Origin of the sequence: Veillonella parvula, assembly GCF_032575955.1 — a bacterium.
Lineage (GTDB): Bacteria > Bacillota > Negativicutes > Veillonellales > Veillonellaceae > Veillonella > Veillonella parvula_J.
This window is the reverse complement of sequence record NZ_JAWFXN010000002.1, coordinates 147,923-160,743: the sequence shown is the minus strand read 5'-3', so window position 1 is coordinate 160,743 and position 12,821 is coordinate 147,923. Positions and strand designations below refer to the sequence as shown.

Sequence of the window (12,821 nt, the reverse complement as noted above, 5' to 3'; positions counted from 1 at the left end):
GAGGTTTCCTATGACTGGACGTATTCATTCGGTTGAAACGATGGGTACGGTTGATGGTCCAGGCATGCGCATGGTGGTATTTCTTCAAGGATGCCCCATGCGCTGTGCTTATTGCCATAATCCTGACACATGGGATGAAACTAGCGATAATGCTAAATTCATGACCGTAAAGGAATTATGGGACCAGTACGAACGTAACCGCCAATTTTATACTAATGGTGGTATCACCGTCACAGGTGGGGAAGCTCTTATGCAAATCGACTTTGTTATTGAGCTTTTCACATATTTCCGTGAAAGAAACGTCCATACCTGTTTAGATACAAGTGGAATTTGTTTTGACCCCCACCAAGAGGTGGCATACCGTAAATTACTCAGTGTGACTAGTCTCGTCATCCTAGACATTAAGGAAATCGATCCAGCCAAGCATTTATGGTTAACAGGTAAACCGTTAGAGCCCATTCTCGGGTTTGCTCGATTGACGGCAGACGTGGAAGTTCCGATTTGGGTTCGTCACGTAGTAGTCCCTACGATTACAGATAATGCCGATCGTCACTATCGTCTAGGCTTTTTTCTAGGATCTCTGAAAAATTTACAAGCCGTTGATTGCTTACCTTATCACGTTATGGGTATTGCTAAATATAAGGAGTTAGGTATTCCTTATCGCCTAGAGGGCATCCCAGCTGCAACGAAAGATATTGCAGCTAAGGCGACAAGAACCGTGGTGGAAGGCATCAAGGCCTATAGACGCCATTGGTGGAGTCCCATCAAAACACAACATCAATCATAATCAAGTTTGAGGATAACTACCTCCCTTGATATATATAAATATATATACCAAAACTTGATCTATGATAGCCCTAATCAATAGAGCCGCCCCCATACAACCGGGGACGGCTCTTATTGCATTTAAATAAACTTTCTATCATACAAACGGGCAGCGATGAGGACCACTAAACAAGATCCCACATTATGCACTAATGCACCTGTAGTAGGCGTCAAAACCTCAAGCAATGAGAGAATAATAGCGATACAATTAATGGCCATTGATAAAGCAATACTAAATTTAATAGTTCTAATCGTAGCATCTGATAGTCGCTTAATATAAGGAATTTTGCTAAGATCTTCACTCATCAATGCAATATCAGCTGTTTCTATGGCAATATCACTACCAATAGTCCCCATTGCAATACTCACATCAGCAGTCTTCATAGCCGGAGCATCGTTAATTCCGTCGCCAACCATACAAACCTTGTGGTGTTTCCCTTGCAAAGATTCGATAATACTTACTTTTTCTCCTGGTAAAAGCTCCGCATGTATTTCGTAAACACCAGATTTCTTTCCAATATATGTAGCTGCGGCTTTACTATCACCAGTAAGTAATACTGTTGTCATATCTAAGCTTGAGATATCAGATATCATATTTATCGCATCATTTCGCATTGTATCAGATAATGTAATGATACCTATAATATGCTCTTTATCTGCAATAATGACAGATACCTTTCCTTCACTTCGATATACATTAACGGTTTGTTGAATAGACTCACATACAATAATATTATGCTCTTCAAGGAATCGTTCATTTCCACAATATAATTCTCGACCTTTTATTACGGCTATAATCCCTTTACCTACAGACATCGTAAATGAAGTAGTATCAAGTATTTCTAAATCTTGCTCTATCGCATGAGAAACGATAGCTTTACCAATAGGATGTTCGCTCTTAGCCTCTGCAGATGCAGCTAATTGAAGAATATCAATCTCACTATAATCTGTATCAACGGCTAAAATAGATTGAACCGCTAACTGCCCACGTGTTAATGTGCCGGTTTTATCAAATGCCATGGTATCTACTTTTCCCATAGTTTCAAGAATTTCACCAGATTTAATAATAACGCCATGTTTAGTAGCTTGACCAATAGCGGCCATAACCGCAGTAGGTGTAGCAAGCACCAATGCACAAGGACAAAATACTACCAACACAGTAACACCGACGATGATATTTCCAGTTACTAGATAGCCTATACATGCAATCATCAATGCAATAGGAACCAATCGACTAGCAACAGTATCAGCTATACGCTGAATCGGAGCCTGTTTCTGTTCCGCATTTTTAATAAGTTGAATCATTTTTTGAATAGAACTATCTTCGCCCACTTTAGTAGCTATAATATCTATGGCACCAAAACAGTTAATCGTTCCGCCAAATACATCATCATCAATTGTTTTATCAACAGGTATAGACTCTCCTGTCATAATGGATTGATCTACCGTTGTTTCACCATTAATAATGCGTCCATCTACAGGGATTGTTTCGCCCGGAAGGATTCGCAAGTAATCACCACTTTGTATGGACTCTACAGGAACCATCATTTCTTTGTTATCTTGTATTTTACGACCCTTAACAGGTACTAACGAAATTAACTTTTTTAACCCCTTTTTTGCTCGCTCGGTAGTTGATTCTTCAAGGAGAGCGCCTAAAGCCATAATAAACGCTACCTCACCAGCCGCAAATATATCTCCGATGGCAATGGCTGCAAACATAGCCATGGAAATCAATAGAGCAGATGAGATTTTACTAATTCCCTTATTATATACGATCCTTCGAATAGATAAATACACAAGAGGAAAACCACAAATAATAACGGTAACCCAAGAAGGCTCAAAAGGGAATATATTTTGAAACGAACTCTGTCCACCAAACTCCTCTATTAAATGCGGAATCCCATCAAGCAGTAAAAATAGCCCTGCTAAAATCGTCATATATAAACCAGATAATATATCATGTATTCGATGTACCATACAGCAATCCCCTTATCAGACTTTCACTATCAATATGAATTGAATTATGACTATACTTACAGTACAATAATTACGATAGCGAACACTTTGTTCACTTTAATTGTATCAACCTATGGTTTTAATACAATATATAAAACATCATATATGTTCATTACGGAACATATATGATGTTTTGTACTAAAAGTATGACAGGAGTTAATATGGATCGTAGACAGAAAAGGACTCGTAAAGCCATATTTATAGCTTTTAACGAATTATTATCAAATAAGGCATATGACAAAATCACCGTTCAGGAAATCATTAGTGCCGCAGATATTGGCCGCACCACATTTTATGCTCATTTCGACACAAAAGAGGCATTACTAGAAGCCCTCTGCGAAGACTTATTTTTACATATAAAAGATAGTATTAATCATTTACCTCATGCTCATGGACTTTATCAACAAAATATTTACCCAGTCTCAGTATTTGGTCATTTATTACAACATTTACAGCAAAATGAAAATAAAATCCTCGAACTACTAGCTAGTGATAATAACGAAATCTTTCTGCGCTATTTTAGAGATCATTTAAATGAGTTGGTACAAAGATATTTCATCAATCAAGACCGTAAAGCAAATACAAATCTACCGGATGACTTTATTATCAATCATATTTCAGGTAGTTTTGTGGAAATGGTGTTATGGTGGGTAAAAAACGGCATGAAAGAATCGCCTACAAAATTAGACAATTACTTCCATGCCGTTATAGAACCTATTATGTAATATTATAAACTACACTATATTGTAGATGTTCAAACAACCCTATAATATAGACCTTTATATTAAACCAAGATGTAATAGTATAAATTATACTATTATAAATCTTTATCGTAACTATTATGACACCACATTAATTGGTTCACCTTTTAAGAATGCTTGTATATTATCTCGAATAATGCCTACCAAGCGTTGACGTGTTTCAAGGCCTTTCCAACCCATGTGCGGAGTAATGATGACATTATCTAACGTATATAAAGGGCTATCCTCTGCTGGAGGTTCTACCTCTTGTACATCAAGACCTGCCCCAGCGATACGTTTAGCTGCTAATGCTTCACAAAGGTCTGCTTCATTAATGAGAGGACCACGACCAGTATTAACGATGACTGCATTAGGTTTCATCTTACCAATTGTTTCTTTATTAATAAGATGTTTAGTTTGATCATTCAATGGGCAATGCAATGTAATATAATCACTATTTTCAAGTAATTCATCAAGACTTACATAACGAATACCATCCTCATCAGCTTTTGGTGTACGTGTATGAACCAAGATATTCATGCCAAGTGCTTTTGCTACTTTGATGACTTCCATACCAATGTGACCAGCACCAACAACACCTAATGTTTTACCATTCACTTCTGTATGGCTCACTTGCAAATATTTTGTAAAGTTACTGCGATCACCTTTAGCAAGCATACCAATTTGTTGTTGCATAGTGGACGCAAAATTAAGAATCATCATGATTACCGTATGTGCTACACGTTCTGTACTGTATGCTGGAATGTTGCACACAATGATACCCTTTGCCTTTGCTGCATTGAGGTCGATATTATTATAGCCTGTGCCGGCTTCTACAATGAGCTTTACTGTATCTGGAAATTGTGAAAGTAACTCAGCAGTAACAGAAATCTCTTTTGTTACTACTACGCGAGCACCCTGAATGCGTTCGATAAGCTCAGTATTTGTACTGTTATCATAAACCTGTACATCATTAGATAATATGGAGAAATCTAATGCATGGTCATAATTCATTTTACTTGCGTTTACCACTACTACACGTTCACTCATGAGAACCTCCTAAACAACTAAAAAAATAAGAAAAAGTTTACTCAATTAGTTTTATAGATATATATCAAATATATAAAGAATTTATCCATATAAATTATACTATTATCTATAGAATTGGTACAAATATCTATAGAATTAAAAACATCATTTGTATAAATAATACTATAATATATAGCCTAAATAACACATCTAACCATATTAATTAGTATTCTTTCACAATTATTGTATATAATATATACAGAAGAGCTATAAAATTAAAAATATAACTAATTTTTCTGTATAAAACTTTCACAAAAGTATTGTGTAATTCCCCAAAAGTTATAAAATAAAAGTAATGTTATATAGAATTGAGGAATACCATGAGACCCACCTATTTGACCATAAATACAAGTCTCGTTCGCGAGAATTTGCGTAAAATTAAAGATAGTTTGCCTGAGTGGAGCACATCTACAGCTGTTATCAAGGCCAATGGCTACGGCCACGGAAGCGTTATGATGGGCCGTATTGCTGTGGAGGAAGGTTACGAATCCTTAGCCGTTGCTATTCCGGAAGAGTCTGTACCTCTTCGCAACGCAGGTATTATGGTGCCTATTTATCTATTAGGTCTCACAAGGCCACAATCTTTTGAGCTTGTGGCAGATACGAATTCCATTCCTGCTGTTTGTGAATCTACAGACTTGGAAGCACTCGATAAAGTAGCCGATAATCACGACATGGTTATTCGCGTTGCTGTTGCCGTTGATACAGGTATGCATCGCATTGGTATCAAGCCTGAGGATGCCATTGAGTTTATCAAACGCATTGAGTCCTACGAAAATTTGGAAATAGATGGATTCTTCTCCCACATGAGCAATGCTGATGCGGCGGATCAATCACACGCCCATAGCCAAACGCAAAAATTTCATCGCATGGTAGATGAAATACGAGCATTCCGTCCAGAAGCAGATTACCGTTTCTCCCTCGCCAACAGTGCAGGTCTTTTATCTGTCAAAGATAGTCTATTCACAGATGCTCGTCCTGGTATTATTCAATACGGTATCATGCCATCCCTTGATGTACCAAATCGATTGGGCTTAAAGCCAGTTTTATCCTTCCATAGTGAAGTTGTTCATGTGCAACATATCCCTGCTGGCGAAGGCATCGGATATGGGTCTACCTATATCACAGCTGAGCCAATGACGATTGCTACTATCCCGGTAGGCTATGCGGATGGTTATCCTCGTAGTTTATCCAATCGGGGCACCGTACTGATTCATGGCACTCGTTGTCCCGTAGTAGGTCGTATTTGTATGGATCAATTCATGGTTTCTGTTCCAGATACAATCACGGTAAAGCCAGGCGATAAAGTGGTACTTCTAGGGTCTCAAGGTCATGAAAGCATTTCTGCTCTAGAAATTGCAGCCCTTGCTTCTACAATACCTTATGAAATCTTTTGTGGATTCTCAGAGCGCGTACCACGACAATATATTTAACCTATGTAAAATAAAGAAAGCCCGTATCACATGTAGAAGTCTACATGTGATACGGGCTTTCTTGCTCTCCTATACCCAGCGTGCTGTAAAGCAGTTACGTTCTTATTGTGAGAGAGAGTATATATACCAAGTATATAATCTTATGATTCGGAGGGAACCACAATTCATAAGGGGCCCTCTGAACGATAGACGGCATAGGAGAGAGTCAATGTTTATCTATCCAATCCAGAGGGCTGTGTGTAATTGTTTAATGTGTGTGTTGTTTATTGTGTGTGTTTTATGTGTTGTGTATGTGTGTGTAAGTGTACTTATGTTATGTGTGTATAGTTTTGAGTGCTTAGTGTTCGTTTTTGAAAGGGTTTACTTTACAGCGCTATAGAATAGGAGATCAACTTATTTTGCTACCGTCCCTGTTTTAGCATCCAATACAACGGATATCGGTTTATTTTGTGCATCATGGAACTCTATGGTATATAGTGATTTTCCATTTTGATTAGCAAGAGACCACGCATTAATACCAGTCGCTACCTTGCCAGACTGTACAAAAGCTGCATTAATTGCCACATGTGGAGGTATTACTGTTCCAGCATCAATAGCACTAGCTTCCATAGATGCGTCATATGCTTTAGGAGTACCATCCGTTACATTACCAGTAGCCACATCTAGAGTCATAGAATGAGCACCACTAGTATTAAAACCAGCTACTTCATAGATGGCAGTTTTACCTTGAGTTTTGAAAGATACATTTGTAATTTTGGAGTTTCCAAATTTGCTTTCGAATTGGTCAATTAAATAATTAGCACCAACTACGAAAATACTATTTTGGTCTACTACGCCTTCTTGCTGGTTGGTTGTGCTAGGTTGTGATTTTCTACTTTTAGAGTTTTTTTTTCCTCTTTAGTAGGCTCTTCTTTATCAGCTTTTTTTTCGTCTTTCACAACTTTTACTTTAGGCGCTTTATCTACTGCAGCTTTTTTAGTATTTTTAACTTCTTTACCATGCTTCGCTACAGAATCAGATTTTTTATCACCACTGCGTACTACTCTTGGTTCACTAGGAGCTTTAGCTACAGATGCAGTTTCAATAGAAGGGACCGCTGCTGCAGGATTTTCTGTACTAGGCACTACAGTTTCTTGAGCTACTGGTGTTTTAACATCTTGTGTAGCTGTTGGAACTGGTGTAGTATTACGAACTGCTGTACCTACTTGATTAGCTTCTGCTACAGGAGCTACCGGAGTTTTAGGTGCAACTGCAGTAGTAGCCACATCTGGAGCCACCGCTACAGTAGGAACTACTGGATCAGTAACTGGTTGTGCTGGAGTCGCTGTACTCGCTGTTTCTTGCGTAACAGGCATTGGAGTTACTGGTTCAGCTGCTGTTACAGCTACAGTGGCACCAAATACACCAGCCACTGCTAAAGCAATACTACTTTTTAAAATAGATTTTTTCATATTGTCCTCCTTATTAATTCATATACATGCAACTTTACGCATGTATATTTCCAGTCAACTCAATGTCATCATGTAAGTTCCAAAACATATATCTAGCATGGACTTGTAGATATATAGTTTGGAAATTTCAGATATAGTTGAGTTTGTCTTTCGACTGGTACACATACTATCGATAGTCTATGAAGTCAAAATGTAGAAGAACCATTAAATGCTTATTTTATAGTGAGTTTAGAATGAATTTATATATAATTCCTATAAAATCCTATGGGATTTACTTTATACTTAAAAATTCCATGAATAACATGTCAAAAGCCGTTTCCCCCATATATAAGGGATAAACGGCTTTCAAAATACACATATTGATATCTAAAAATTCACATTCATGAGCAAACTTTCACAAAAAATACTTCAATACTAGTTATTTTTTTAAGAAAAACAGTATTAATGTATTTAATTATTATATTCAGAATAAAATAACTAGGCACTATTAAGATATAATAACTAGTCAATCATATATTAGTCATCAAATTTAACAGATAGCAATTTACCGTTCATTGCATCCATACGTACATGTACCTCTTTATTATCTTCTGTACCAAAGCTAACTTTGTATACGATTTTACCTTTATCATAGCGCACAGCCCATTCGTTGAGACTCACAGCTTTGCCTTTTGTTTGGGCATAAGCAAAGTTCACCACTGCTGCAGGAGGTAAAATTTCTCGTGGATCAAAAGATTTTTTCTTTAACGATTTATGGAAGTCCCCTTCGCGTTTTTCAAAGATTTGATTAGTAGCATAGATATACGTTAACTCATATTTGCCAGTTTCATCAAAACCTTCTACATCATACTTAATTTGACCTCCATCCGCATCAAAGGCGATTTCCGTAATTCCAGCATTTGGATGATTTTGGATAAAGGCATTTAATAAACCATTAGCTCCTACAATTGCCGCATGGTTGCCATCAACAACTGCCACAGTTGGCTCTACAGCTACTAAAGGTGCTGCACTTGCGTTTGGCATGCCAAATACCGCAGCCAAAGCCAATACAAGGCTACCTTTTACAAATAATGATCTCATTAGTTCCTCCATATCTTAAACAGTTAGCATAACAATATATATACAATTATACACTAAATCAACGCGGTTTATGAATCTTTATTTATATAATTAGTGCATGTGCCTACTCCCTATGATACAATGCACATAGAATAATTTTTGTACCTACAAGTGAGCTAACTATGATTTCAATTTATCCCACTATATATCACGCATTCCAATGCAAGGCAGATCGATGTGAAAATACATGTTGCCAACTGTGGACTATCGATATAGATGAGCCTACTGCTGAACGTTACCATGCTATGACTGGTTCTCTTGGTGAAAGCTTACGTCAAGCCATCACGGTTGATAACGAAGGTAGTCATTTCGTATTTTCCAAAACACAACCTATGTGCCCCTTACTCAATGAAAATGGACTATGTAAGGTTGTACTCGAATTGGGGGAAGAAGGACTTTGCGACACCTGCCATATGCATCCGCGATTTTATAAATACATTGAAGACCTAGAGCTATGTGGCGTCGGTTTATCTTGTGAAGCCTCTGTTGAGTTATTAGCCCAAAATAAAACGATAGACTCCCTCCTCTTTACAATTGAGGATGACGATAACGAATTTACTTCTGAGGAGCGATTAACACTTCAGAATGTATTTGAATTATTGGCCTTTGATTTAGATCCTAATCTATTCCAATATGCGCCAAATCCCACAAAGCAGTCTTTCAAAGAATTATTAGACCTATATAAAAAAACGGAACCCATCGATGAAAATTGGACTGCACAGGTTAATACATTATCTAGTAAACTAGACCAACTCGCCGCATCCGTACAGACCTATATACAGCAAGAGGATATGAGCCTATTTAACAAAGTGTACCAATATATATTGTATCGCCAAATTGATATGCTATCAGACTATTCCTTGGAATCTATCTTAGCTTATGCAAAGGATGGTACTGACTATATACTTATGGCTAGCGCCTTAGAGGGGCAGCCCTTAAAGCAAATTGCAAGATGGTCACAACAAATCGAATACGACGAAGATAATGTGGCACTATTATTACAATACTATGAAGCCCAACTTATAGAGTGAAAAAAAACCGCAAGATATGTATCTTGCGGTTTTTAGGTCTTATCACAATACATCATTTGATTAGAGTGTGAACAAAGCGGATCCATTGAGGTAATACAGAGACAGATAATAACGCTACAATAAACATAACTATATAGGTTTTAACGATACCTAATTCAACATAACGTCTCATTAATTGAGCTATAATGAACACAGCATAATACTGGCTGAACATCGTAATAAGATAGGCCATATCCCCTACATATTTTTGAAGAGACAAAGAGAAAAAAATAATCCCTAGTATATGAACTAATACTAAGACAACAGTGCGAAGTGCATTTGTATAAGCTATGCCATATATATAATTGCGCAGCACGCCGCTATACGTACCACGCCCCCCTAATAAAATAAGTAAGCGCCATATGACAAATGAACCGATGATAATTTGAAAAATCAAGAATGTAGAACTTGCTAGAGTACTAACTAAATCAAAGTGAGTTAACCCAGTAATCCGTTTAATCCCAAGCAATGGAGATATAACTTTTACCATAAACGGTAAGCTATAGGTCATTATATATAATACAATAGTAGATACAACTAGATTCAGAATGGCTCTCGTATGAGATCCGTAATTGATAATATTTTGAAATGATTGTTCGCTAAGTTTGGTAAATAAATGTAATATATCCTTATACCATGTCATAAATGCTCCTTTTAGTTTAAAACTAGTAAAAAAGGACGAGCCATGTCTCGTCCTAGATATATCATATGTATTTTATCGAGTCAACATATAAACCCATTCAAACACGTGTGCTACCAAAAGAGCAATCAACATTAGAATCAGACCTTCATAAGGGGTCCCATTAATACATGCTCCCGCAATACGTCCCATAGTTTGTAACAATAATACGGTACTTAAAATACATAGCACAATCATACAGAAGCCAATAATCGCTTGCAGTATTAATGGTACCGAAGTTAGAATCAGCATAATCCCTGCTGTAAAAGTAATCAGTGCCACAACAAGTTGAGCAAATGACATAATATGCAAAATACCGGTTGTAACAGTTCGAACATAGAATTTACGCTGTTGAGCAACCGCATAGACTATAATGATACATGCCATGAGAATGACTTTTCCGATTACCCATGCAAAGCGACCTATATTCCAAAATTCTCTAGGACTACCCATCTGTTCCAAAAAAAGTTGTATTTCATGTTGACCTACTGGAAGAGATAGTGATTCCCACCTTACCAATAACGAAGAATTACGTATAAACGCACGTATAGCATCTAAATATACGCCTTCACCTACAATAGTAAATTGATAGCATATAAGTGTTAATAGCAACATTCCTATGAGTTGCCCATAGGCAATATCAAAGTGATACATACGAGGATTATTCTCTTCAATAGGGTTTAATAAACGATAGATAAACTGCATTAAACCTACCATCATAAGTATCACCACCTTTTACACAATATACATACATAACATACAACACACCAAAAGGAACTATAAAAAATAGTTCCTTTTCATTTTCCGTTCATCATTATAGCACAAAAGAGCCTATAAAAGAATGTGGTTTTACCATATTCTAATTGCGATTCCTTTAAAATATAAAAAAGGGGCTGTTTTGTTACAGCCCCTTTCATATTTTTCATGTTATGTAATTATCTGGAAGTAGCAAGTGCTATCATGCCAATCAAGATACCTAAAACGATTATGGGAATTAAACTCGTAATAATAGAAATACCAAAAGTTGCTAAACGGGATTTATTAATTTGGCGACTTAACAATGTTAAACATACCCAGAATGTATAGACTGCAAAAGCTATCGTTGCGAATATAATAATAATTATCCATACGATACTACCTACTGTAGAATCAGGATTAGATCCTAGTAGCAACAAAAATGGCAATGATAGTAATAGAAAGCCCATGAAATATACTAGGCCCATAATCTGATTATAAGCTTGTTCATACCACATGATCTTTAACACAGACTCATATGTAGTATTGGCATCAAATTTATTGGCGACCCAAGAAAAAATAGCAGAATAAATAGCAATACCAATAAAAGCAAATAGCAAGCCAACCGCTAGGCCTAATAGGCCGACCCCAGAAAGAGCAGCCGCACCAGTAAGTGCAACATTAAGTTTATCTACAAATATCATACCCACAAGAGCAGGTAGAATATTTGAAAATACGAATGACATTAATGCCAAAGCTGCTGTAGCATAGAACCCTTTTCGACAAGATCCATGTTCTACGATCTGTGGAATACCACGTTTAAAGGGAGCTACCATAAGCTGCCAAATATCTGAATACCATTTTGTTTCCATAAAACCTCCAAAACACCTATATTTTTCTAATCGTAACACAAACTATATTTAAACCGTCATGGACAACATTATACCTCCCACACCAAAGATGAAGGATACTATGTAAAAAGAAATACCCGTTATCCAAAGATTTAGACCAAATTGCTTAGACATGAGTTGTGCCATAATAAAAACATTAATTAGCTCCATGGTGCTTAATCCACCCGAACCACCACGAATACGTAAATCTAAGAAAAGATAAACAGGTGCCGAAATAAGTACAAAAATTAAATGAATCCAACTAGCAATACAGCTATTCAAAAGTAAGTCTGCCACTAGTTGCTTATAGGTAACCTGCCCCTTAAAAACTTTAAAAATACCATATAAAATACCAGAAGTTACAAGAACAAAGGCTACAATTCCAAGTATATATCCAATAATAGGAAGCGCCTCTAGCTCTACAGGACCTATGACCTCCCAAATAAAAGTTTTAAAAAAAGGACTCTTTGGAAAAATCAACATTAATACGTATAAACCTAAGTCAGTTATAATTAGGGACCCCACAGTAAGTAGTAACATATTTTTTATAGTCACTAAATGCATCCATTTTTCTATATATAAACCAAACAAACTATTCATAATACTATACCTTATAACTCTTCACTTTTAATTAATTGATTCCCTTCAAAATAATAATTATGCTCAAGACCTTTCATCAGCAACCCCTGATTTATTAATGATAACCATATTAGATTTCCTTTTTATTTCATCTATTAATATATTATACTATATAATCTAACTTTGAAGATATTA

Annotated in this window: 13 protein-coding genes; 4 read left to right on the top strand and 9 right to left on the bottom strand. The window is 36.5% G+C overall.

Going from position 1 to position 12,821, the window contains the following annotated elements; genetic code table 11:
* Positions 1–10 precede the first annotated feature (10 nt).
* Positions 11–787, top strand: a complete 777-nt coding sequence (gene pflA, locus E7L28_RS03550) for a pyruvate formate-lyase-activating protein (protein ID WP_004693958.1) — start codon at positions 11–13, stop codon at positions 785–787.
* A 119-nt stretch (positions 788–906) separates the two neighbouring features.
* Here pflA and E7L28_RS03545 read toward each other — a convergent pair whose 3' ends face one another.
* Positions 907–2,802, bottom strand: a complete 1,896-nt coding sequence (locus E7L28_RS03545; RefSeq protein ID WP_316711447.1) for a heavy metal translocating P-type ATPase — start codon at positions 2,800–2,802, stop codon at positions 907–909.
* A gap of 200 nt (positions 2,803–3,002) precedes the next feature.
* On the opposite strand from E7L28_RS03545, the gene E7L28_RS03540 reads away from it, so the two are divergent.
* Positions 3,003–3,566, top strand: a complete 564-nt coding sequence (locus tag E7L28_RS03540) for a TetR/AcrR family transcriptional regulator (RefSeq protein WP_042986611.1) — start codon at positions 3,003–3,005, stop codon at positions 3,564–3,566.
* A gap of 114 nt (positions 3,567–3,680) precedes the next feature.
* On the opposite strand, the gene E7L28_RS03535 is transcribed toward E7L28_RS03540, so the two are convergent.
* A complete protein-coding gene (locus tag E7L28_RS03535) occupies positions 3,681–4,631 on the bottom strand; it encodes a 2-hydroxyacid dehydrogenase (RefSeq protein ID WP_316711446.1) in 951 nt (316 codons plus the stop codon).
* 359 nt (positions 4,632–4,990) lie between these two features.
* Between E7L28_RS03535 and alr the strand changes: the two genes are divergently transcribed.
* Positions 4,991–6,103, top strand: a complete 1,113-nt coding sequence (alr, locus tag E7L28_RS03530; RefSeq protein WP_316711445.1) for an alanine racemase — start codon at positions 4,991–4,993, stop codon at positions 6,101–6,103.
* A 393-nt stretch (positions 6,104–6,496) separates the two neighbouring features.
* Here the strand turns inward: alr and E7L28_RS03525 are convergent, their stop codons facing one another.
* From E7L28_RS03525 to E7L28_RS03515, 3 genes are all read right to left on the bottom strand, one after another.
* Positions 6,497–6,775, bottom strand: coding sequence for a PepSY domain-containing protein (locus tag E7L28_RS03525; RefSeq protein WP_004693966.1), 279 nt, complete (start codon positions 6,773–6,775; stop codon positions 6,497–6,499).
* A gap of 158 nt (positions 6,776–6,933) precedes the next feature.
* A complete protein-coding gene (locus E7L28_RS03520) occupies positions 6,934–7,554 on the bottom strand; it encodes a hypothetical protein (RefSeq protein WP_004693968.1) in 621 nt (206 codons plus the stop codon).
* A 516-nt stretch (positions 7,555–8,070) separates the two neighbouring features.
* A complete protein-coding gene (locus E7L28_RS03515; protein WP_316711444.1) occupies positions 8,071–8,634 on the bottom strand; it encodes a PepSY domain-containing protein in 564 nt (187 codons plus the stop codon).
* 161 nt (positions 8,635–8,795) lie between these two features.
* Between E7L28_RS03515 and fliB the strand changes: the two genes are divergently transcribed.
* Positions 8,796–9,704, top strand: coding sequence for a flagellin lysine-N-methylase (gene fliB / locus E7L28_RS03510; RefSeq protein WP_316711443.1), 909 nt, complete (start codon positions 8,796–8,798; stop codon positions 9,702–9,704).
* 52 nt (positions 9,705–9,756) lie between these two features.
* Here fliB and E7L28_RS03505 read toward each other — a convergent pair whose 3' ends face one another.
* The 4 genes from E7L28_RS03505 to E7L28_RS03490 all read right to left on the bottom strand — a co-directional run bounded on the left by E7L28_RS03505 (position 9,757) and on the right by E7L28_RS03490 (position 12,647).
* On the bottom strand, positions 9,757–10,386 hold the full coding sequence (locus tag E7L28_RS03505; protein WP_316711442.1) for a hypothetical protein: 630 nt from the start codon (positions 10,384–10,386) through the stop codon (positions 9,757–9,759).
* 72 nt (positions 10,387–10,458) lie between these two features.
* Positions 10,459–11,142: a hypothetical protein gene (locus tag E7L28_RS03500; protein ID WP_012863828.1), complete on the bottom strand. Its 684-nt coding sequence runs from the start codon at positions 11,140–11,142 to the stop codon at positions 10,459–10,461.
* A gap of 215 nt (positions 11,143–11,357) precedes the next feature.
* Positions 11,358–12,029: a hypothetical protein gene (locus tag E7L28_RS03495; RefSeq protein WP_316711441.1), complete on the bottom strand. Its 672-nt coding sequence runs from the start codon at positions 12,027–12,029 to the stop codon at positions 11,358–11,360.
* A 48-nt stretch (positions 12,030–12,077) separates the two neighbouring features.
* Positions 12,078–12,647, bottom strand: a complete 570-nt coding sequence (locus E7L28_RS03490; RefSeq protein WP_316711440.1) for a hypothetical protein — start codon at positions 12,645–12,647, stop codon at positions 12,078–12,080.
* Between the last annotated feature and the right edge of the window lie 174 nt (positions 12,648–12,821).